The organism is Saprospira grandis str. Lewin, from assembly GCF_000250635.1.
GTDB classification, from domain to species: domain Bacteria; phylum Bacteroidota; class Bacteroidia; order Chitinophagales; family Saprospiraceae; genus Saprospira; species Saprospira grandis.
Genome location: NC_016940.1, coordinates 3,512,244 through 3,534,187, shown reverse-complemented (window position 1 = coordinate 3,534,187; position 21,944 = coordinate 3,512,244). Strand labels below are relative to the sequence as shown.

At 45.1% G+C, this 21,944-nt stretch carries 14 protein-coding genes, 3 tRNA genes and 1 pseudogene; 10 read left to right on the top strand and 8 right to left on the bottom strand.

The genetic code is table 11. The features are described from left to right. Positions 1 to 475 precede the first annotated feature (475 nt). Positions 476 to 4,006 (top strand): DNA polymerase III subunit alpha, encoded by a 3,531-nt coding sequence (gene dnaE, locus SGRA_RS15580; RefSeq protein WP_015693739.1) that lies wholly within the window; start codon positions 476 to 478, stop codon positions 4,004 to 4,006. A 524-nt stretch (positions 4,007 to 4,530) separates the two neighbouring features. Here the strand turns inward: dnaE and SGRA_RS15570 are convergent. The 3 genes from SGRA_RS15570 to SGRA_RS15560 all read right to left on the bottom strand — a co-directional run bounded on the left by SGRA_RS15570 (position 4,531) and on the right by SGRA_RS15560 (position 8,082). Then, positions 4,531 to 4,929 (bottom strand): hypothetical protein, encoded by a 399-nt coding sequence (locus SGRA_RS15570; RefSeq protein WP_015693738.1) that lies wholly within the window; start codon positions 4,927 to 4,929, stop codon positions 4,531 to 4,533. Between the two features lie 337 nt (positions 4,930 to 5,266). Next, positions 5,267 to 6,361 (bottom strand): restriction endonuclease subunit S, encoded by a 1,095-nt coding sequence (locus tag SGRA_RS19595; RefSeq protein WP_015693736.1) that lies wholly within the window; start codon positions 6,359 to 6,361, stop codon positions 5,267 to 5,269. 215 nt (positions 6,362 to 6,576) lie between these two features. Next, positions 6,577 to 8,082, bottom strand: a complete 1,506-nt coding sequence (locus SGRA_RS15560) for a type I restriction-modification system subunit M (protein WP_015693734.1) — start codon at positions 8,080 to 8,082, stop codon at positions 6,577 to 6,579. Between the two features lie 523 nt (positions 8,083 to 8,605). On the opposite strand from SGRA_RS15560, the gene tnpA reads away from it, so the two are divergent. Next, the gene (gene tnpA / locus SGRA_RS15555; protein WP_015693732.1) at positions 8,606 to 9,034 is read left to right on the top strand and encodes an IS200/IS605 family transposase; all 429 of its coding nucleotides are present in this window, start codon (positions 8,606 to 8,608) and stop codon (positions 9,032 to 9,034) included. 582 nt (positions 9,035 to 9,616) lie between these two features. On the opposite strand, the gene SGRA_RS15550 is transcribed toward tnpA, so the two are convergent. After that, positions 9,617 to 13,015, bottom strand: a complete 3,399-nt coding sequence (locus tag SGRA_RS15550) for a DEAD/DEAH box helicase family protein (RefSeq protein WP_015693731.1) — start codon at positions 13,013 to 13,015, stop codon at positions 9,617 to 9,619. A 418-nt stretch (positions 13,016 to 13,433) separates the two neighbouring features. Here SGRA_RS15550 and SGRA_RS15545 point away from each other — a divergent pair, with 418 nt between their 5' ends. From SGRA_RS15545 to SGRA_RS19590, 5 genes are all read left to right on the top strand, one after another. Beyond that, a complete protein-coding gene (locus tag SGRA_RS15545) occupies positions 13,434 to 14,333 on the top strand; it encodes an Rpn family recombination-promoting nuclease/putative transposase (protein WP_041329959.1) in 900 nt (299 codons plus the stop codon). Between the two features lie 148 nt (positions 14,334 to 14,481). Beyond that, positions 14,482 to 15,333 carry a ComEA family DNA-binding protein gene (locus SGRA_RS15540; RefSeq protein WP_015693729.1) on the top strand — a complete coding sequence of 284 codons (852 nt, stop codon included), beginning with the start codon at positions 14,482 to 14,484 and terminating at the stop codon, positions 15,331 to 15,333. 312 nt (positions 15,334 to 15,645) lie between these two features. After that, entirely contained in the window at positions 15,646 to 16,905 is a 1,260-nt protein-coding gene (locus SGRA_RS15535; RefSeq protein ID WP_015693728.1) for a T9SS type A sorting domain-containing protein, read from the top strand. A gap of 159 nt (positions 16,906 to 17,064) precedes the next feature. Further along, positions 17,065 to 17,691 (top strand): hypothetical protein, encoded by a 627-nt coding sequence (locus SGRA_RS15530; RefSeq protein WP_015693727.1) that lies wholly within the window; start codon positions 17,065 to 17,067, stop codon positions 17,689 to 17,691. A gap of 83 nt (positions 17,692 to 17,774) precedes the next feature. Next, entirely contained in the window at positions 17,775 to 18,929 is a 1,155-nt protein-coding gene (locus tag SGRA_RS19590) for a PDDEXK-like family protein (RefSeq protein WP_081477754.1), read from the top strand. 59 nt (positions 18,930 to 18,988) lie between these two features. On the opposite strand, the gene SGRA_RS15520 is transcribed toward SGRA_RS19590, so the two are convergent. After that, positions 18,989 to 19,321 (bottom strand): hypothetical protein, encoded by a 333-nt coding sequence (locus SGRA_RS15520; RefSeq protein ID WP_015693725.1) that lies wholly within the window; start codon positions 19,319 to 19,321, stop codon positions 18,989 to 18,991. A 99-nt stretch (positions 19,322 to 19,420) separates the two neighbouring features. Here SGRA_RS15520 and SGRA_RS15515 point away from each other — a divergent pair, with 99 nt between their 5' ends. From SGRA_RS15515 to SGRA_RS24160, 3 genes and pseudogenes are all read left to right on the top strand, one after another. Continuing rightward, positions 19,421 to 19,636, top strand: coding sequence for a hypothetical protein (locus SGRA_RS15515; RefSeq protein ID WP_002656709.1), 216 nt, complete (start codon positions 19,421 to 19,423; stop codon positions 19,634 to 19,636). Positions 19,637 to 19,837: 201 nt separating this feature from the next. Next, a complete protein-coding gene (locus SGRA_RS15510; protein WP_187288170.1) occupies positions 19,838 to 20,908 on the top strand; it encodes an AAA family ATPase in 1,071 nt (356 codons plus the stop codon). A 7-nt stretch (positions 20,909 to 20,915) separates the two neighbouring features. Beyond that, positions 20,916 to 21,454: pseudogene (locus SGRA_RS24160) on the top strand (DUF4276 family protein). A gap of 49 nt (positions 21,455 to 21,503) precedes the next feature. Here SGRA_RS24160 and SGRA_RS15500 read toward each other — a convergent pair. The 3 genes from SGRA_RS15500 to SGRA_RS15490 form a co-directional block, all read right to left on the bottom strand. Then, positions 21,504 to 21,592, bottom strand: a tRNA-Ser gene (locus SGRA_RS15500). A gap of 61 nt (positions 21,593 to 21,653) precedes the next feature. Continuing rightward, positions 21,654 to 21,728 (bottom strand) — tRNA-Pro (locus SGRA_RS15495). A 20-nt stretch (positions 21,729 to 21,748) separates the two neighbouring features. Further along, a tRNA-Ser gene (locus SGRA_RS15490) sits at positions 21,749 to 21,840 on the bottom strand. Positions 21,841 to 21,944 lie beyond the last annotated feature (104 nt).

Below are 21,944 nucleotides of genomic sequence, written 5' to 3'. Positions count from 1 at the left end.
TTAGTTCATCTCTTTTTATTTTTTTGGGGCCTGCCGCCTTTGGCGGCCGGGCCCTTGCAGGGCTCGCAAGTCTGCTCGGCCCTTCAGCCCTTCGGGCTTCGGTCTGGCCTGCGGCCACCCTTTCAGGCCCCTAGGCCGAATGGCCTTCGGCCATTTCTTGGAGCAAGGCCCAGCCGCCGAAGAAAACAGCCCAAAAGCAAGAACTCAGGATGAGCGGCCCAGCGCTGCGGAGGGGTGGCCGAAGGCCAGACCGAAGGCGAAACGAAGTGGAGCCTGAAGGGCCGAGCGAAGAGCGAGCCCCGCAGCATAGCGGCGGCCAGCTTGCTGGCCGCGGGCCCCAAAAAAAACCGAAAAATAGAAAGCCAAAAAAAGGAAGAAATCAAGTCTGAAGGCATAAAAAAAACAAAAAGTTGCAAGCCTTTGGCCATCCAAATGTGCTTTTGTATGTTGTGTAGCACTCAAAAAAATAGGAAGGATGGAAGATTTTGTACATCTACATTGTCATACGCAATTTTCTTTGCTCGATGGGGCTTCGAACATTGGGGTGATGATGGATAAGGCGGCTGCAGATGGGATGAAAGCCGTAGCTTTGACCGACCATGGAAATATGTTTGGGGCCTTTAAGTTTGTGGCCGAGGCCGAAAAACGAAACCTAAAACCCATTGTCGGCTGTGAATTTTATTTGGTAGAAGACCGGCATCGCCGCAGTTTTTCTAAGGCCAAAGGCGAGCGAGACCGCCGTTTTCATCAGTTGTTATTGGCCAAAAACCAGCAGGGCTATCAAAACCTATCCAAGCTTTGTTCGCTGGGCTTTATTGAAGGGCTCTACTCCAAATTCCCTAGAATTGATAAGGAGCTGATTGAAAAATATCATGAGGGCCTGATTGCCACTAGCTGCTGTATTGGGGCCGAGATTCCCCAAGCCATTATGCACGGCAAAGTGGAGGAGGCCGAGCAAAAACTCAAGTGGTGGCTCGACCTTTTTGGGGAGGATTTCTACATTGAAATCCAAAGACACCGAGGGCTAGAAAATATTGATGGTCTGGGCATTAGCCAGGAAGACATCAATCAGCAGCTCTTGAAGTTTGCCAAAAAATACGATGTAAAAGTCATTGCTACCAACGACTCTCATTATGTAGAAGAAGACGATTGGACCGCCCACGATATGTTGCTTTGTATCAATACGGGCTCTTTGGTACAGGATGAAAAACGCTTTAAGTTTTCCAGTTCTGACTACTATTTTAAGAGTCGGCAGCAGATGAACAACTTGTTCTTAGATCGGCCCGATTCGATTGCGAACACCATGGAAATCTATGACAAAATTGACAAGCTCAAGCTGGCCCGAGATGTCCTTTTGCCGGCCTTCCCCCTGCCCCAAGAGTTTAAGACGCAGGATGATTATCTGCGGCATTTGACCTATGAGGGCGCCAAGCGTCGTTATGGAAGCATCACGCCTGCCATTAAGGAACGTTTGGACTTTGAGCTGGAGGTGATTCGGCAGTCGGGTTATCCTGGCTACTTCCTAATTGTGCAAGATTTTACCACCGTAGCCAGAGAATTAAAGGTATCGGTGGGGCCAGGTCGGGGTTCTGCTGCGGGTTCTGCCGTGGCCTATTGTGTGGGGATTACCAATGTGGACCCCATTAAGTACGACCTCCTATTTGAGCGTTTCCTCAATCCGAGTCGGGTATCTATGCCCGATATTGATATTGACTTTGATGATGTGGGTCGGGAGAAAGTGATTCAGTACGTCATTGATAAATATGGCCAAAACCAAGTGGCCCAAATTATTACTTATGGCTCTATGGCGGCCCGCTCTTCTTTGCGAGATGTGGGTCGAGTAATGGATGTGCCCCTGCCCGAGGTGGATCGAGTGGCCAAGACCTTCCCTTCTCATCTGAGCGCCACCCTCAAAAAGGTATTGGGCAAAGATGGGGTAGATCCCAAGCTATTGGGCAAGCTCAATAGTGATGAAAAAGCCCAGGCCGAGGAGTTCCGCCAATTGGCCGCAGGCCAAGACACTATTGGCGAGATGATCCGCAATGCAAAAAAGCTAGAGGGCTCTATCCGAAGTACGGGCATTCACGCCTGTGGGGTGGTGATTACGCCCGACGATATTACCAACTACGTCCCGGTGACCGTAGCCAAGGACTCTAACCTCCTGGTCTCGCAGTTTGACAACTCCGTGGCCGAGGATGCCGGCTTGCTCAAGATGGACTTTTTGGGCCTCAAAACCCTGAGCATCATCAAAGATGCCGTGGCCATGATTAAGGAAAACCATGGCGTAGACATAGAGCCCGATGAACTGCCCTTGGATGACCCCAAAACCTATGAGCTCTTTCAGCGAGGAGAAACTGTGGGGATTTTCCAGTATGAATCCGCGGGTATGCAAAAGCATATGCGGGCCTTGGAGCCCACCACCTTTGCGGATCTTATTGCCATGAACGCCCTTTATCGTCCGGGGCCCTTGCAGTATATCCCCGAATTTATTGATCGGAAGCATGGCCGCAAACCCATTGTTTACGATTTGCCCGATATGGAAGAATATCTGGCCGAAACCTATGGAATTACCGTCTATCAGGAGCAAGTGATGTTGCTTTCGCAGAAATTGGCTGGCTTTAGTAAGGGCGAAGCCGATACCCTGCGTAAAGCGATGGGAAAAAAGAAGAAAAAGCTCATTGATCAGATGTTTCCCAAGTTTGAAAAAGGCGGAGTAGAACGGGGCCACCCCAAGGATGTCCTCAAAAAGATCTGGCAAGACTGGGAGGCCTTTGCCTCTTATGCCTTTAATAAATCGCATTCTACCTGCTATGCCTTTGTGGCCTTTCAGACGGCCTACCTCAAAGCGCATTATCCTGCGGAATTTATGGCTTCGGTCCTTTCCCACAACAAGGATAATATGGAGAGTGTGAGTTTCTTCATTGCCGAATGTAAGGCGCAGGGCGTAGATGTTCTGGGGCCAGATGTCAATGAAAGTAAGCTCGACTTCTATGCCACCCCCAAGGGGCGCATCCGCTTTGGGCTTTCGGCCCTAAAGGGGGTGGGCCAAGGCCCCGTAGAAGCTATTTTGGAAGCCAGAGAAGAAGCGGCTTTCACGGATCTGGTCGATATGACCCAGCGCATCAATCTGCGGGCTGCCAACCGCCGATGCTTTGAAAGTTTGGTCTTGGGCGGCGCCATGGATGCCTTTGGCCTGCCTCGAGCCGCTTATTTTGCCCCCTATGATGAGCGCCAAAGCTATTTGGAGGCCGTGATTAAGTATGGTAACGCCTTTCAGAAGCAGAAAAACGACTTTAGTCAGTCGCTTTTTGGCGCCACCGCCATGGAGGAAAGCATGCCCCCACCCAAGGTCCCCGAGGCCGATCCTTGGCCCTTGTTGACCCGCCTGAAAAAGGAGAAAGAGGTGGCCGGTTTCTATCTTTCGGGCCATCCGCTAGATGACTACAAACTAGCCGTGCAGCGACTCTGTAAGCCCATCAATGAGATGGACCAATACAAAAACCGAGAAATGGCCATTGGCGGAATCGTAGATGAGGTAGAGCATCGAGTCTCTAAAAAAGGGAAATCCTTTGCCTTTGTTACCGTAGAGGATTATACGGGCCGCTACCGCATGGGCCTTTTTGGCGAAAACTACCTGAAGTTCCGCCATCTGCTCAATCTGGATGCCGTCATTTATATCAAAGGGAAATATCAACCCCGCTGGAATAATCCGCATGAGTTTGAGCTCCGCATCAATGAAATCCGCCTGATGGATGCCGTTTCTGAGGAGAAAATCCGTGGGGTGACCATCAATTTGCCCATCCAACAACTCAATGAGCAACTGATGGAACAACTGGATTATGTCTGTAGCAAACACCCCGGCGAACAAGAGCTGGAGGTCAATTTGCTGGACCTAGAAGAACGGCTAAAACTTACACTACTGTCCAAAAATCGCCGCATTAGTGCCGATGACGCCTTTGTGGATGCTCTGAAAAAATTGGGGCTAGAGTATAAGTTGAGTTCTTAGGAGAGCTAGACGATTTAAGAAAAAACGCCTGGGCGACTTGCTCAGGCGTTTTTGTTTTTTGGGGGCCTCCGCTGCGGCTTTGCCTTGCGGCGCTACGTTCCGCAGCTCGCTGCTCGCTCGGCCCTGCGCGGGCTTAGCCCGCTGGGTCTGGCCTGACGGCCACTGCTGCACATCGCTAGGCCTGCGGCCCTTCGGGCCTGCTATCTGGGCCTGTAGGTTGAAACCTACAGCCAGACAACCTTTGGTATTGCTACGCAATGATATATGTATGAGGGTTGAAACCCTCATACAATTAACTCATTCCCATTCTGGTCTATACGCCCTGATCATCTTCACAGCTTTTAACAGCCCAAAAGATGTTTATTTATGGAGGGTTTTAACCCTCCATACTATATTAAAATGCATTCGTTAATTGGCTGTAGGTTTCAACCTACAGCTCGGCCCTGCGGCCTTTAGGCTGCAGAAATAGGGATTTTTGCCCCAATTGTTAGGAAATTGTTAAAAATGAAAATAATGTAACAAAATCAAAAAGGGCAAAAGTTCGGTAAAATACCGAACTGGTTCACCTCCAGACCGAACTGGTTCACCTCCAGACCGAACTGGTTCACCCCCAGACCGAACTGGTTCACCTCCAGACCGAACTGGTTCACCCCCAGACCGAACTGGTTCACCTCCAGACCGAACTGGTTCACCCCCAGACCGAACTGGTTCACCTCCAGACCGAACTGGTTCACCTCCAGACCGAACTGGTTCACCTCCAGACCGAACTGGTTCACCTCCAGACCGAACTGGTTCACCTCCAGACCGAACTGGTTCACCTCCAGACCGAACTGGTTCACCTCCAGACCGAACTGGTTCACCTCTAGACCGAACTGGTTCACCTCCAGACCGAACTGGTTCACCTCTAGACCGAACTGGTTCACCCCCAGACCGAACTGGTTCAGGGAGACTGTAGGGACTGTTCAGGATTTTGTGTATTAGAATAAAATTTGGGCTTTTAGCTTGTTAGGATTTGGCCAATAGTCGCCTAGGGACAAGCCCCTAGGCTAATCTAATGGAGTCAGCCCTCTGCGAGGGCCTCAACTATTGATGTATAAGGTCTTGATAAATGATTATAGCAGAGAAGAACCTTATCCAAAGGCCCTCTTTAGAGGGCTGTCTGAAAAAGCTAGCCTAGGGGCTTGTCCCTAGGCGCAGGAAGGGGCCGCAGGCAACAAAAAAGGCCCAAACCCCTCGGTTTGGACCTCCTGCATGTCTATCCTATTTTCCCTCATAAAAGTAGGCCTGCAATAAGGCCCCAAATAAATCCTCCGCCGATTGCTGGGCCGACTGAATGAGCGCCTTTTGCCGCTCTATCCGCTCTACCAATTGCGCAAATTGCTGCTGTAAAGAGAGTGGAACATTAAATAAATTTTCTCGATGAACAAGATTTCTATTAAGTGTTGGAACTCCAGACCCTCTTTTAAAGCGATCTAATCTAAAAAACTGTAATAAAAAGTATAAGTATATTGGATTATTCCCTCTTAAATCCTCTGCATACAGTGAAGTGTTAAGAGGCCAGTAATCATCCTCAATATAAAATACATTTCCTATCGTACCAGAACGTCCAGTAACAACACCAGGCCCCTTAACTTTGTATTCATTATGGTAATCTAAAGGACCATTAGATGCTATAATAGGATATTTACCTTTTATACGAGACTTCAATGGTAAATCAAACCCCCTCTTTAAAACAACTACATCTGTAAACTTCACAACCTCCCAGCCCTTAGGATTGAGCACAGGATCCCCAAACATATCCAGAAAGCTGGCCGCCAGCAAACGATCATAATCCGCTAGGCTTTGGGCCAAGGCCTGCCGTAGCTTATCCGCCCGATCGAGCTGGGCCGCTATGGCCTTTTGCTCTGCTAAGGGGGGAAGGGGGATTTGGAAATCTGCAACTTGTTTAGGGTCTGCCCTCATTAAAGAGCCTCCTACACCTCTTACAGTTCCCATAAACCTTTTATGAAATGGCTTTGATAGTAGAAAGAAGCGCAAATAATTTGAAAGCACCTTTTCTGATCTAAAAACTATCCATTCTCCAGAAGCAATTTGTCTTAACTCTTTTTTCTCAGGTACAATCCAACAACGCTGTATATGTGGAACAATACGAGACAGTAATACATCATCTTCCTCTACAGTTTTTTTGGACGAACCTATGCTACTGCCCTGGATTATTTCAGCTTGTTCTGTGGAATAAGCGGGTATACTATATAGCTCAAAAAACTCCTCTTTAAACTTTGCAGGATTTACAGACTTATTTCGCTTCAGCATTAAATCCCCCAGCTTTACCTTTTTCCAATCTCTCTTCTTCATTTCTTTGATTTATTTGGCTAAACAATTGGGCCTCAGCAGCAAGGGGGCGCAGCCCCCTTGGGCCCGACAGGGCCGTTGGCCCAGCGCTGCGGAGCGGGTGGCCGTCAGGCCAGACCCAGGCGGCGAAGCCGCCGCAGGGCCGAGCAGACCTGCGAGCCCCGCAGCATAGCGGCGGCCGCCCCAAATTGAAGGGCGGCCGCGGGCCCCAAAAAAAACTAATCTAAAAGCTGCTGCAAATCAGAAAGTTCTTTTAGGCTGCTTTGTAAATCCTGCTGAATCTTTTGGATAATCTCTTGGGGCGGATCATAGGCCACCGCCTCATACTGAATCTCCTTATAGCGGTTGATCGAGAGATCATAATCATTTTCTTGTAGCTCAGCAAGGGGCACCATAAAGGACTGATCGGTACGGCTGCGGTTGTCCTCCTCTTCCAGCTTGGCCCAGCGTTGCAAAATATCGGGCAGGTTATTCTCTTCATGGCTCTGGGCTTGGCCCTCTTTGCCCAAAAACTGCCGCTTATCATCTAGCGAAAAGCCATCGGCCTGCATATCGTAGAACCAGACCTTATCGGTGCCGCCCGCATTGGTTTTGGTAAAAATTAGGATGGCCGTGCTGACCCCCGCATAGGGTTTGAAAACGCCCGAAGGCATAGAAATAACGGCCTGTAGCTCCTGATTTTCCACCAACTGCTTGCGGATTTCCTTATGGGCCTTGCTGCTGCCAAAGAGGACGCCATCGGGGATAATGACCGCCGCTCTACCGCCATTTTTGAGTAGGCGAAGAATTTGGGCCAAAAAGAGCAACTCCGACTTCTTTGTTTTGACTACCTTCGTCAGTTCCTCATCCAAATCATCCTTGTCCACCGTCCCCTTAAAAGGCGGATTGGCGAGGATGAGCGAGCAACTCTCTTCTAGGTCGGCATTTCGGGGCGAAAGCGCATTGATATCGCGCAACAAAGGCTGCTCGATGCCGTGCACAAAAAGGTTCATGGCGCCCACACGGACCATAGTGGGGTCAAACTCTAGGGCCGAGAACATCTTGCTGCGGAAATGCGCCTGGTTTTCGCTTTTGACCAAGGCCTCTTGATGGTTTTTGCGGACATAATCGGCGGCCTCCACCAAAAAGCCCGCAGTACCCGCCGAGGGGTCGCAAATGGTATCTTGTACATTGGGTTGCATCATATCCACCATCAGGCGGATGATATGTCGGGGCGTGCGGAACTGCCCATTTTTCCCAGCCGAAGAGAGTTTAGACAAGAGATATTCATAGAGGTCACCCTTGGTATCTGAGTCCTTATAATTGACCGAAGAAAGGGCCAACACCACCTGATCCAGCAACTTAGCGGAGGGGATCATGAAGCTAGCATTTTGCATATATCGGGCAAAAATCGAGACATTCTCCTTAGACTTTCCTTGAGAGAGTTCTTCTCGCATAAAGGGAAAAACCTCATCGCGCATCTTTTCGAAGCGGGCTTCTGGGGTCATCTCCTTGAGGTTGGACCAGCGGAGGCTTTCTTGATCCTCTTCAAAAAAGACCTTTTTCTCATAGCCTTCGCCAAAGAGGGCGGCCAGTTGGTCTTGTGCATTTTGGCGGTTATCGAGTTCCTGCAAAAACATCAGGTAAGTCAGTTGCTCGATCACGGTCACGGGGTTGGTCACCCCACCCGACCAGAAGTAATTCCAAATTTTATCTATATCGTTGCGTAATTCTCCAGTAATCATAAAGCTATTTTTGTGAGGGGGAAATATAGGAAGTTTTTTGTTGGGATGTTTTTTTTGTTGGGGGGTTTTTGTGGGGGGGCAGCTAGTCGCCTAGGGACAAGCCCCTAGGCTAATCCAATGGAGTCAGCCCTAAAGGGCCTCTATTGTTTGTATTTCCTTGCTAAATCATTGTAGCGAAGAGAGCTGCATCCAAAGGCTGTAGGTAGTCGCCTAGGGACAAGCCCCTAGGCTAATCCAATGGAGTCAGCCCTAAAGGGCCTCTATTGTTTGTATTTCCTTGCTAAATCATTGTAGCGAAGAGAGCTGCATCCAAAGGCCCTCTTTAGAGGGCTGTCTGAAAAGGTAGCCTAGGGGCTTGTCCCTAGGCGCAGAAAGGGGGAGGCCATAATCGCCTAGAGACATTCCCAATACATCTTTCGTTAAAAATTTGTTTATTAAAATAGTTTTATCTGTAAGTTACCTATATTGAGGCTAAGTAAATACTTGCTAACTAGCTAGTTGCTATACTTTAAACAACAATTTCATGGGACAATCATTAGTGAAGAATTACATCCACATTATATTTACAACTAAATATAGGCAGCCATGGATTTTGCCAGAAATCGAGCTTTTTTTACATCAAAAAATAATTGCGTTAAGTAAAGATATGGATTCTCCTATTTTAGCAATAGGAGGCAGTGTTGACCACCTTCATATTTTGTGTAATTTATCTAAGCAAATAGCTCTTAGCGCATATCTAGAAACATTAAAATCAAAGTCTAGTTATTGGATAAAAGGAGAGCCTTTATTTGTAGCTAATTTTTATTGGCAGGCAGGATATGCTGCTTTTTCTGTAGACCCCAAAAATATCAATCTATTGGTAAACTACATTCTCAATCAAAAGAAACATCATGAGACAAGAGATTTTGAATTAGAACTAAAGCTTTTAAAAAGTCGATATGGTGTAAGATGAACTGCCGATAGTCATCTAGGGACAAGCCCCTAGGCTAATCCAATGGAGTCAGCCCTAAAGAGCCTCAATTGTTTGTATTTCCTTGCTAAATCATTGTAGCGAAGAGAGCTGCATCCAAAGGCTGTAGGTAGTCGCCTAGGGACAAGCCCCTAGGCTAGTCCAATGAAGTCAGCCCTAAAGGGCCTCAATTGTTTGTATTTCCTTGCTAAGTCATTATAGCGAAGAGGGGCTGCATCCAAAGGCCGCAGCTAGTCGCCTAGGGACAAGCCCCTAGGCTAATCCAATGAAGTCAGCCCTAAAGGGCCTCTATTGTTTGTATTTCCTTGCTAAATCATTGTAGCGAAGAGAGCTGCATCCAAAGGCCGCAGCTAGTCGCCTAGGGACAAGCCCCTAGGCTAATCCAATGGAGTCAGCCCTAAAGGGCCTCAATTGTTTGTATTTCCTTGCTAAATCATTGTAGCGAAGAGAGCTGCATCCAAAGGCCCTCTTTAGAGGGCTGTCTGAAAAGGTAGCCTAGGGGCTTGTCCCTAGGCGCAGAAAGGGGGGCTTGTCCCTAGGCGTCGAAAGGGGGACGATTTCCCGCTAAGCTGGCTCCGTATTCTTATTTATGGCTTTAATCAGCTCTACTAGGCCTTTAACATGCCCACCGAAGAGGTCGACCAAATTGCCATGGCGATTGAAGGGCTCGCCCGTAATATCTTCGGGTTGCAAATAGCCATTGGTTACAAAATGCTGCACAATCAATTGGACCAAGGCCAGTTGTTGGGCATTCCATTTTTGTTCTTGCAGATAATCGGCAAAAGTGCTTTGGACGGCGGCGGGGTCTAGCCCAATAATCGAGCGGATAAATCGGCCCAAAGAGAGCTCGCCTTGTTCGGCTTGCAGCTCTTCTTTTTTGCCCTGGGTTTGCTCGAGGATAAAGCGTTCTAGGGCTTCTACCTCGGCTAGGGTTAGGGGCTGATTGCTATGCAGCTTTTGTAGATAAAGCTGCTCCTTATTTTCGGTCAGTAGGCGGTAGAGTCGTTGTTTATAGGGCTCGGAGTAGCCGCCATAGCCTTGCATTTCTCTATCTTCGGCTCCAGTCAGCTCATCGGCAAAATGGCTATAAATGGCTTGTTTTTGCTTTTTATCGAGCAAGCGGAGCAGTTCCCGCAGTTCTAGGCGGGCCTCCTCTAGGCCCCAAAAATCGAGGGCCTCAATAGCGCCGAGCTGGCGCAACTGTTTGATGAGTGGCGCTTTTTCTCGAATCTGTTTGATATTGCCTTTTTGGGCCAGCAGATCGAGGCTTTCGCGCAGGCGGTTGGCCTTTTTGCTTCGGTCTTTATTTTTCAGGAAAAGCAATTGCAGTTGCCAAATCATTTGATCAAGGCGGCGAGCGCCTAGATCGCTATCCTGATCTACCTGCGCGGCAATAGGGGCCAATTCTTCGACAATCTCCTTCAGATCTTTTCTGTTGAGCTGATCCCAGCGGCTGCGCTGCTCATACTTTTTGTAGAGCGGATAAATGGCTTTGACCTCAATTTGGTGTTGGTCTAGGGCCATGAGGGCCTGCCAGGCCTCATCTCTTAGGGCCTTTTGATGGGCCAAAAAGCGTTCATCATCCTGATAATCTAGATGATTGAGAGCTTGGGCAATTTCTAGTTTAAGCTTATAGGCCCGCTCCTCCATAGAGGGGCTGCGGCTGCCTTGGCCCTTCTCAAAACTCTCTTCGAAGAAGCTCACATTATCGCAAACATCAAAGATGTAAAAGAAGGTTTTGTCTTGGCCGGGACCAAAGAGGTCGGGAGATAAACGAGTTCCCCTCCCCAGCATCTGCCAAAACTTGGCATGAGAACGGACCTTTTTGTAGAAGACCAGATTGACAATTTCGGGCACATCTACCCCCGTATCGAGCATATCTACCGAAATGGCAATTTGGGGAAGCTGTCTGGGGTCTTTAAAACGATCGTAAAGCGATTCTACATGGTCCTTACTGCCATAAATGGTTTCGGCTAAGTCGGCCTGAGCCGGAAAAAGCAAATCAAAGCGCTTTTTGAGAAACTTAGCATGCTTAATATTTTTGGCAAAGATGATAGTTTTCCCCAGTTTATCGCCTTGCTCTACCTTGAGGCCCTTTTCCATCAAGAGATGGAGGATTTTATCGGCTGTGGGGGCATTAAAGAGTCGAACATCTAGCTCGCTATTGGCGATAGATTCGGGCATTTCCTCCTCTTCTTCATTCATGAAACTATCTTCATACTCTTCTTTTTCGGCGGGACTGAGGTCCTTATAATGCACCCCTTCTGTAGTAATTTGAGTGCTACCATCTATAATGATGGGCGGAACCAGATAATTGGCCGCTACGGCCTCTTGAAGCGGATACTCAAAGGTGGGATTATTCTTTGGACAATGAAAGAGTTGATAGGTATCGCGATCTACCTGATCTTGGGGCGTAGCCGTTAGACCAATTAAAATTGCATCAAAATAATCAAAGATGGCCTTGTACTTTTTATAGACCGAACGGTGGGCCTCATCCACCACAATAAAATCAAATTGGGCAATGCCAAATTTTCGCTCCTCTGTTCTATTCAGATAATTGAGCATAGTGGGATAAGTCGAAAAAACCAAGCGGGCATGCTCCTCCCCTTCTTCCTTTTTATCGAGCAGGCTAATGCTGCTGTAGTTTTCTAGATGATCTTTAAAGGCATGCTGGGCTTGTTTGACTAAAGTGCGGCGGTCGGCTAAAAAGAGGATCCGTTTGGCCCAGTTATTTTCAAAAAGGACCTTAGCTAAAGCGGCAGCCGTACGGGTTTTTCCACTACCTGTGGCCATAGATAAAAGCACCGCCCGCTCTCGGTTTTCTAGGGCTTGGTTCACACTGAGCACGGCCTGCATTTGGTAGGGGCGGCCCGCAATCTGGGGGTCGGGCCCTACCCTTTCAATGGCTTTTCTGTTTTTGTGCTTATAGTGTAGACTCTCTAGCTCTTCTCGGCTATAAAAGCCCAAAATTCGGCGTTCGGCCTTATAAAATTGATCGTCGATGATTGTGGTTTCGAGGCCATTACTCAAAAAGATAATGGGACGACGGCCTGTATTTCGTTCTAGGGCATCGGCATATAGTTTGGCCTGCTCCTTCCCTTTTTCGGGGTCTTTCGTAATGGATTTGGCTTCGAGAATAGCTAGGGGCAATCCTTTTTCATCAAAGAATACATAATCGGCATAGCCCTTACGGCCAGGATACATCTCATGAATGGTATATTCTTCAACAACTTGTCGATGGTCCTTGAGATTCCAGCCCGCTTCTCGCAGCATCTGGTTAATATAGAGTTCGCGACTTTCTTTTTCGGTCCGCACTTCTGGAGCTAGACCAGGTTCCTCGCCTTTTTTCAGCATATTGGCGCGGTTGCGTTCTTTTTGCGCCTTAAACTGTGCGTTTTCTTCTTTTAATCGCTGGTTTTCCTCCTCAATTTTCTTGAGCCGCTCGAGCTCCTTGAGGATAGTTTTTTGTTTCTCCTCAAAGCTTTTTTCTAGTTTGGCCAATTCCTTTCGGCTCAGTTCCTTTTGGGCGCTTCCGCCTAGGGGCAAATGCTCATCGGACCAGCTGTGAATGGGCATAGCTTCATTGGCCGAATAACTTCGGGCCAGCCAATTCATAAAGCGAAAAACATTTTTTAGGGCTTCTTTGGCCTCTTCTCCACTGACCGCCTGGGCGCTATGGGCAGCCGCATTGCCAATTTTGCGAATATAATCGAGGTCCCGCTGCATAGAAGGCCGCAGCATTTGCTTAAAACTGGGCTTTTGCAAAAGACCAAAAAGGGTTTCATCGGCATAGCGCTGACCCAAATCTTCATCATGGTCATAAAGCCAATAAACCGTTAATTCTAAAGTCAATCGGCTATAAAAAGCAGCCGTCCGAGGAGCGGTTAATAGGTGTTTTTCGGCCTCTCTTGCTTGGGTATAGAGCTGGGGCCATTCCTTTTTGAGGAAGTGGAAATTACTCATGTTTGTCTGTTTTGTTCTGCCCTGAAAATAATTAAAATGTATCAAGAACTACAAATAAAACTGACTTTTGTCCAGCCTATCTAGAATCTAATATTTTTTTTTATGTTTTGGGGCCTCCCGCCTGCGGCGGGCGCTACGTTTCGCAGCTCGCTATTCGCTCGGCCCTGCAGCGGCTGCGCCGCTTTGGTCTGGCCCTGCGGGCCACTGCTGCACATCGCTAGGCCGTCCCCTACTGCACAGTGGCCAGGCGCTTCGCGCCCCCAAACCGCAAATTTGGCCCAAATTTCAATTTAAGTGTATTAAACTGTTGACTATTTAGTTTTTAGTCTTTATAGTTAGTGGTATACGCAGTTTTTAGCACTGCATTTTTTTACCACCTCATTTAAATATCTTAATTTTGGGAAAAGAAGAAAAAAAGATGATCAAGGATCGCTATATCAATCCACTCACCGATTTTGGATTTAAGAAGCTTTTTGGCGAGGCCGCCAATAAGGAGCTACTCATCCATTTTCTCAATCAGCTGCTGCCCGAAAAGCATCAGGTGGAGGATCTCGAATATCTCCCTAGCGAACGCCTACCCTCCAGCTTTCTGGACCGAAAAGTTATTTTTGATATCTATTGCACCAGCAGCCGAGGCGAGCAGTTTATTATTGAGCTGCAACGCAGTAAGCAAAATCACTTCATCGATCGCTCTATTTTTTATAGCACCTTCGCCATTCAAGAACAATCTGAAAGGGGCGATTGGAATTTTAAGCTTTGGCCCATTTATACGATCTGTATTCTTGATTTTAAGATCAATCAGCCCAACCCGCATAATCGAGTGATTCGCTATGTACAGCTCAAGGACCAAGATAAAGAGCTTTTCTTTGAAGACCTTACCTATATTTATATCGAGCTGCCTAATTTCACTAAAACCCTAGATGAGCTAGAAGATCTACAGGATAAATGGCTTTATCTTTTCCGTTATTTGGCCAAATTAGAAGATCGGCCAGCGGCCTTGCAAGAGCGCATTTTCACTGGGCTTTTCCATGCCGCCGAAATTGCCAGCTACTCTATTGAGGAGCGCCAAAATTATGAGGTCTCCCTCAAAAAGCATCGAGATATTAAAAATGCAATTGATACCGCCCTAGAAGAGGGCCTAGAACAAGGCAGAGCAGAGGGCCTGGAAGAAGGACTAAAAAAAGGAGAGGAAAAAGGCGCATTAGCCGCCAAAAAAGCCATGGCTAAACAAATGCAAGCGGCCAATTTAGCCCTAGAACAAATTGCCCAAATTACGGGCTGCTCTCTAGAACAAATCAAAAACTGGCTAGAGGATTAGCCCTAAACAATAGAAAGCTTGAATCTGCTGAGGTTCAAGCTTTTTCTTTTCCACTACGCTAAAATAAATTTGCGTTTACAACCTTAAATCTTATCTTTAAGGGCCAAAACAAAATGAGCGATTTTGTCACCTTCAATTTCTCTCATCTATGTTACAAGATTACTTTTACTACAGTCGTTCAGAGCGGGTTGCGGCCCTGACCTTAATTATCTTGATTTTATTTTTCTTTGGGCTCAATAGTTATTTGTATTGGCGGCCTAATTCAGAGCCACCATTAAAGATGGAAGTTTTACTTTTGGAGCAAGACAAAGTAGACAGTCTGGCCCCAGAAGAAATTGTATTGGCTCCATTTGACCCTAATTTGGCAGAGCAAGAGGAGCTAGAGCAACTGGGCTTATCGGCGAGGACAGCTAGGTCCATAATTAACTATCGGTCTAAGGGGGGAAAGTATCGCTACAAAGAAGATTTGGCCAAAATTTACACCTTAGACAGTACAGATTATATTCGCCTAAGGCCCTATATTCAGTTGCCAGAGCGGCCAGCTAATTTTGTGCCCTACAAGCGAAAAAAGAAAAGGCAGAAAAGGCGGCCTAAGTTTGATCGTTTAGAGATCAATTCGGCCAATGAGCAAGACTGGCAAGAGCTGCGTGGAATTGGGCCAGGCTATGCCCGAAGAATTGTAAAATTTAGAAAAGCCTTGGGGGGATTTTATAAGGTAGAGCAAGTAGCCGAGCTTTATGGTTTACCTGATTCTACCTACCAAAAAATCAAGGGGAAGCTACATTGCCGGCCGCATAATATTAAGAAAATCAACTTGAATACAGCTACAGAGGAAGAACTAAAAAGCCACCCCTACTTAAATTGGAAGCAAGCCAAGGCGATTGTTCGTTGGCGAGAAGAGCAAGAACCATTTGATGGTCCGCATGTACTACAAACCTTTTTTGAGTTTGATGATGGGAGTGGAAACTACGAACGCTTATTGCCTTATTTGAGTTGGTAAGCTGCTTGAAGTCTAGGAATTCCATTTGGCCTAGCGATGCGGCGGGGTGGCCCGAAGGGCCAGACCCAGGCGCTGCAAGCGCCGCAGGGCCGAGCAAACCTGCGAGCCCCAAAGCGACAACAAGGCCTTTAGGCCGCAGTTCGACGACCGAAGGGAGTAACCGCCGCAGCTTTGCTGCGGAGGCCCCAAAAAATAAATATTAGTTCTTCAAACTAAGTGATATTGAGGAGAGCTTGCGGCTTAACAATAATTTTACAAAAGAATTTTTTTTGTAATATTGCTGTATTGCAGTAACCAACAACATCATATTTTATGAAAAAGCTAATTTACTTCTTTATGGCCCTGTTTTTTGGGTCGAGCCTGATGGCTCAAAACGGCTGTGATGGGCAGCGTTATCGGGAATTGATCTTCACTGATATTGACACGGCTTTGGCGGTACAATTTGGGGAGAATATTACCTTTAATGGCGATACACAGCAATTGTATATGGATATTTATTATCCGGCGAATGATCAAATCAGCAATCGGCCGGCTATTATTTGGGCCTTTGGGGGCAGCTTTATTTCTGGCGATCGGGAGCAATTGGCTAGTCTTTGCCATTACTCGGCGCAGCAGGGCTATGTGGCTGTAGCCATTGATTATCGTTTGTATGATGGGCCATTTACTTCACTTCCGGACTCTTTTGACTTTTTGGATGTGGCCATCAAGGCAATGGGCGACATGAAAGCCTCTGTCCGTAAATTGCGGGAAGATGCGGCCAATGGCAACCCTTATCAGATTGACACCAACTATATTTTTGCGGGAGGTGTTTCTGCGGGGGCAATTACGGCCATGCAAGCGGGTTTTGTAGATGCTACGGATCCCATTCCGGCTCATATTGACACGATTATTCAGAATAATGGTGGCTTAGAAGGCAACAGTTCTTCTAACTATCAGTATTCTTCTGAGATTCATGCTGTAATTAACTATTCTGGTGCTTTGGCTCGTACGAGTTGGATGGATGCCAACGACCCGCCCGTGTTTTCGGTGCATGATGATGGCGATGATGTAGTGCCTTATGGTCCTGGTTATGCCTCTATTAGTGCAGGGGGATTCAGCGTGGACATTGTCTATGTAGAGGGCAGCGAAACGATTACGCAAAAGGCCAATGATTTGGGCTTGACCAATGGGTTGATTACCATTCCGAATAGCAACGACCACGTTAGTTATATGTCTGGTGGGCCTAATGTGCCTACATGGCAAGACTCTGTTTTTGACAACAGCTTTTTGTTTTTGCACAATGAGGTTTGTGGTTTGGCGGCTGGAGTAGACGAACTTTCGGTGCCTTTGGTAGAAGGCCAAGTTTTTCCTAATCCTGCTCAAGAGCGGGTATTCCTTCGCCTCAACAACTGGCCAGCGGGGCAGCTACAGCTCTCGCTCTATGATCTTCAGGGACGTCAGTTGCGTCAGTGGGCCGAAACGCCCGCTCAGCAAATTGAGATTCAGCGTCAGCAATTGCCTGCAGGTTTGTATGTTCTGCGTCTGCAACTAGAAAATGGGCAGCGTTTGGAACGGAAAGTAATTTTTAGATAGATTGCTTAGTGAAAAGTATAAAAAACGCCTAGTGAGAGCTAGGCGTTTTTTTTTGCTCTAACCGCTGGACTTTGTTTTTATAGGAAGGATGACTATCTTATACTCTATTCCATAATAAATAGAAAAGCGCCTTATCCCTTAACTATATCCCCCACTCAAATGAACAAAAAAACCTACCAAACAGACTATACTCCCCCTAACTTAGAAGAGGATACCGCTTTTCTAGCCAACTCCAAATCCTTAGCATTTAAGCTGCTTGATTTCTGGAAATGGAATCAATCGAACTTAATAGAGAACCGAACTAGAGGCATTCTGGCGGAATTCATTGTAAAAATGGCGCTAGACATAAATTCCCCTAGCCGTTTAGAGTGGGATGCCTATGATTTTGAAACCCAAACAGAAAAAGGGAAGGTCAAAATTGAGGTGAAATCTGCTGCTTATATCCAAGCATGGGCGCAGAAAAAGCTATCTAGTATTAGCTTTGGAATTGCACCTACTAAAGGGCTGCTGCAGGATGGAAATTACTCGGAAACATACAAAAGGCAGGCAGATATTTATATTTTCTGCCTGTTGGATCATAAGGATCAAGCAACAATCAACCCGCTGGATATGGACCAATGGTGTTTTTATCTGGCTCCAACTTCCCTTTTGGATAAAGAACTAGGTCCTCAAAAGAGTTTGTCGCTGGCTCGCCTCAAAAAACTGGGGCTGAAGGCTGTAAAATATAGTGATTTGAAAGCTCGCTTTGAGGCGGTTGTGGGGGGGGTAGTCTTATTTTATCGCTAATTCTGCCAAGCTTAGCGGCTTTTTTAAAAGTTGTTATTGAATTTTTAGATACATTACATCTTTAATTATTGGACTCATTTTATATGAATATTGCAAAAGTAGAATTGTTCTTTAGTCAAGTCAGTCATTTGTCTAGACATTATAAAAAAATGTCTAGGTTATTGGGGGAAAACTTCAATATCTTTGAGACACTTAAATTACATAAGAAAGAAGTTCGTCTACATTCTTCAATACTAGCCGAATTCCTTAATCCATCTGGAACTCATGGACAGGAAGATAAATTCCTTAGACTTTTTTTGGAACAAGAGAGCATTCAAAATTTTGATTCTAAGTCAGCTATTGTTGAAGTTGAGAAGTTTGCTGGGTTTCTGAATGATGATAAAACAGAAGGGGGGCGAATTGATATTGTCATCACAGATGCAGATAACAAGAGAATTATTATTGAGAACAAAATCTATGCTGAAGATCAGAAAAATCAGCTTCTGCGTTATCATAATTTCGACCCTACAGCTCGTTTGTATTACTTAAATCTATTTGGAGAAGATCCGACAGATAGGTCCCTCGATTCTGAGAATTACAAGATAATATCCTATAAACATGATATTATTTTATGGCTAGAAAGCTGTAGGAAAGAAGCTGTAGCTCTACCCATTATTCGTGAAACAATAGCTCAATATATCAATCTTTTAAAACGACTAACTAACCAAACCTCAATAACAACAATGAAAGATGACATTAAAGAACTAATTATCAAGAATCCAGAATATGCAGAAGCTATTGATCTAAGTTATCATACGCTTCAAACTTTAATTAAGGAATCAGAGACTAGTTTTAAAACACGATTTACGGAACAATTTAATCGTAAAAACAACAAATATCAATTGAAGAATGGCTGTCATATTAAGGTTTATTGGGATGAAGATGAAGATGGTTTATATATTGGGTATAGCTTGTATGAAGGGGATAGAAATGTCAGTAATTCAGCCTTAGGTCTGCGTTATCAAGACATCATGAAGGAATCAGAAATTAAATTCAATCCAAATGAACATCATATAGGTTGGTTTACCCCGAAGGGTTTCAAATCGGGAGAAAAATATGAAAATCTAGATATCAAGAAAATTTTGGAACTTGGTAGTGATGTAGATTTGCTCGACTCCTTTGTTCAAGAATTGATTGCTCAGGAGAAAAGAGCGACAGAGGCTTTTTTAGATAAGATAAAAGAGGATTTGGTAGATTAGCTAGGCATTAAAAAAGAAGGAGCCCAATAGATTTAAGTCTGTACAAACACAAAATCCCATCACTCCACCACCACTTTCATCACATACTCCTCTATCACTGCCCCCCGAAAAAGCTGCTTAATCTTCAACTTCGTCTTTCCCTTCTTTTTGGCCACAAAAATAAAAGTAGCCCTGGCCTCATCGCCACCAGTAGGCCGGATCTCCCCGGCGCTTTCATCAATTTTCAGTTTATAGTCTACAATTTTCTCTTTAAATTCAATGATGCAGGGATCCACAATTTCAAACTCGCCAGTATTGCCTACAGAGCTATGTTGAGTGAAACTATACCTTAGTTCCTGCCCCTCTTTTACCTTATAATTAGTTTGAAGGGGCTGCAAATTCACAAATTCCATAGTCAATTGTTTTATTGGCCACAAAAGCTCCTTGCTCAGCCATTGATTCAACAAAATACAATTATTCTACCAAGGCTTAGCCCAAAAAACAACAAGCCCATGCTAAAAAAAATTGCCACAGACATCAACCGCCTCGCCGATATGATTTGGGGAGAAGACTATTACGATGAAACGGAAATTGATGAGTTTGCCACAGCAATAGATGTTGATCTAGGATTGTATCAATTAGATTCTCGCAAAAGATATGATCCAGAGCTAGAAGAACTCCGCCTGAAGTTTATAAAAATACTGGCCGACTGGGAAAGCATACGTTAACCCCAAATGAATTTTCAGTATGAAAATAGCCATTAAATCCCTACATTAGTATTCCTTGCAAAATGTAGTACTCAACTGTTTTTTCTGTTTCTCCTTTAACATTAGGCCCAATACTATTTTAAGCAAACATAGCTTGATCCCCGCCTAAAAAATCTACATTGCATAACATTCTTTTTTCTCAAAAAACTATATGCAACTGCCATGGCAATGGATTTCATAAAAATAAAAGGGTATAAGTCTATAAAAAACATACAGCTTGACCTGGCCCCTATCAATATTTTCATCGGAGCCAATGGTGCAGGAAAGAGTAACTTTCTTACATTCTTTGAGTTTCTAAGCAATTTATACCAAAGAAAGCTAACACAATATGTAAACCTAAAAGGAGGAGCCAATAAACTCCTTTTTAATGGCGCAAAAAATACAGATGAGATAAGATTTGAAATCAGTTTCGATCAAGAACAAAATGGTTACTCCGTTCGAATAAAAAACGGCGGGGAAAACTTTGTGTTTCAAGATGAATATTTGCTATATCAAGGCAAAAAAAGTTGGAACATTGCCAATCATGCTACAGAAGCCGCTATAAAAACTACCGATAATTTCAGAGCAAAGCATGTTATCAACTACCTCAATTCATATAGGAAATATCATTTCCATGACACAGCTAAAAGCTCCCCTTTTACACAAATGGCTCATACTGAAAATGACAGCTATTTCCTCTACTCGGAAGGGGAAAATATTTCTGCTTTTCTATACCACATCCATGAGAATCACAAAAAAGTATACAACAGAATTGTAAAAACAATCCAAAGTATTGCCCCCTTTTTTGCCGACTTCTATTTTAATCCTAATCCTAACAATTATATCCGCCTCCAATGGATAAGTAAATTTTCAGATACCATTTATGGCCCCAACGACTTATCTGATGGCACCATTCGCTTTATTGCTCTCACTACCCTATTCCTTCAGCCCGAACCACCTTCTTCGATCATTATTGACGAACCTGAGCTAGGATTACACCCCTTCGCTATAGCAAAACTTGCAGGAATGATTAAAAGCGCTGCAGCTAGAGATATTCAAGTTATTCTTGCCACACAATCTAGCGATTTAGTAAATCACTTTCTACCTGAAGATATTATCACTGTCGATTTAGTAAATGGCGAAAGCCAATTTAATCGACTTGACTCCCAAGAACTAGAAAGATGGCTGGAAGATTATGGCCTAGGCGAATTATGGCAAAGAAATATCCTCTCTAGTGGACAACCCAATAAGTAAACTTTCTATGAAACGAGTTATTATTATTTGCGAAGGACCAACAGAACTTGAATTTTGTAGAGAAATTCTACAACCCTATTTTTTGCCCAAAAATATCTACATCGACTCCCCCTTAATCAAAGCTTCTAAAGGAGGTATCGTTAAATGGGGAACCCTAAAAAAAGAAATTCAAAACTATCTACACCAAAACGCAATTGTCACTACCCTCATAGACTACTACGGAATTCCAGATAGCTATAATTACCCCGCCTGAATAGAAGCAAAAGAAATCAATGATAAATATCAACGAATGGATTTCTTAGAACAGGAAATGAAAAATGATATCCCTGATCCATTAAATCAAAATTTTATCCCCTACTACCAACTTCATGAATTTGAAGGACTCCTGTTTAATAATATAGAAACTTTTGACGACCTCTTTACTATATTAAAGGATACCAAAAGACACTTTATGGTCCAATGATCGCCGAACATATTACGCTAAATCAAATTAGACAAAAATGTACTCGATTTAATCACTGGATAGCAGCTATCGAAAATAGCTAAACCCACAAAAAAACCCAACTACTTCCCAGTAGTCGGGTTTTTTTCGCAGCGGAGGAAGCGGGATTCGAACCCGCGGTACCCCTTTCGAAGTACGCCAGTTTAGCAAACTGGTGGTTTCAGCCACTCACCCATTCCTCCATATATCATAAACTTAGTATAAAAGGCCCCAATCATCTCTACGATAATTAGGACCTTTTTGTCGGGGTTACAGGATTCGAACCTGTGACCTCCTGCTCCCAAAGCAGGCGCGCTAACCGAACTGCGCCAAACCCCGAATTGGCCAAAGCCAAAATCTGGCGGAGGAAGCGGGATTCGAACCCGCGGTACCCCTTTCGAAGTACGTCAGTTTAGCAAACTGGTGGTTTCAGCCACTCACCCATTCCTCCGAGTGCGTTGCAAATATAAGACGGCTTTCTGATTTGTCCAAACCTTTTTGCAAAAAAAATGCCCCCTTTTTTAAGGAGGCTCGCTAATATATTGTTAATCAAAG

What these genes read in the sequence shown, in the direction of transcription:
- SGRA_RS15560 (WP_015693734.1), bottom strand. Translation starts at nt 8,082, where the DNA reads ATGATTACTGGAGAATTACGCAACGATATAGATAAAATTTGGAATTAC.
- SGRA_RS15540 (WP_015693729.1), top strand. Translation starts at nt 14,482, where the DNA reads ATGTTACAAGATTACTTTTACTACAGTCGTTCAGAGCGGGTTGCGGCC.
- tnpA (WP_015693732.1), top strand. Translation starts at nt 8,606, where the DNA reads ATGGGACAATCATTAGTGAAGAATTACATCCACATTATATTTACAACT.
- SGRA_RS15510 (WP_187288170.1), top strand. Translation starts at nt 19,838, where the DNA reads ATGGCAATGGATTTCATAAAAATAAAAGGGTATAAGTCTATAAAAAAC.
- SGRA_RS15515 (WP_002656709.1), top strand. Translation starts at nt 19,421, where the DNA reads ATGCTAAAAAAAATTGCCACAGACATCAACCGCCTCGCCGATATGATT.
- dnaE (WP_015693739.1), top strand. Translation starts at nt 476, where the DNA reads ATGGAAGATTTTGTACATCTACATTGTCATACGCAATTTTCTTTGCTC.
- SGRA_RS19590 (WP_081477754.1), top strand. Translation starts at nt 17,775, where the DNA reads ATGAATATTGCAAAAGTAGAATTGTTCTTTAGTCAAGTCAGTCATTTG.
- SGRA_RS15520 (WP_015693725.1), bottom strand. Translation starts at nt 19,321, where the DNA reads ATGGAATTTGTGAATTTGCAGCCCCTTCAAACTAATTATAAGGTAAAA.
- SGRA_RS15545 (WP_041329959.1), top strand. Translation starts at nt 13,434, where the DNA reads ATGATCAAGGATCGCTATATCAATCCACTCACCGATTTTGGATTTAAG.
- SGRA_RS15535 (WP_015693728.1), top strand. Translation starts at nt 15,646, where the DNA reads ATGAAAAAGCTAATTTACTTCTTTATGGCCCTGTTTTTTGGGTCGAGC.
- SGRA_RS15530 (WP_015693727.1), top strand. Translation starts at nt 17,065, where the DNA reads ATGAACAAAAAAACCTACCAAACAGACTATACTCCCCCTAACTTAGAA.
- SGRA_RS15550 (WP_015693731.1), bottom strand. Translation starts at nt 13,015, where the DNA reads ATGAGTAATTTCCACTTCCTCAAAAAGGAATGGCCCCAGCTCTATACC.
- SGRA_RS19595 (WP_015693736.1), bottom strand. Translation starts at nt 6,361, where the DNA reads ATGAAGAAGAGAGATTGGAAAAAGGTAAAGCTGGGGGATTTAATGCTG.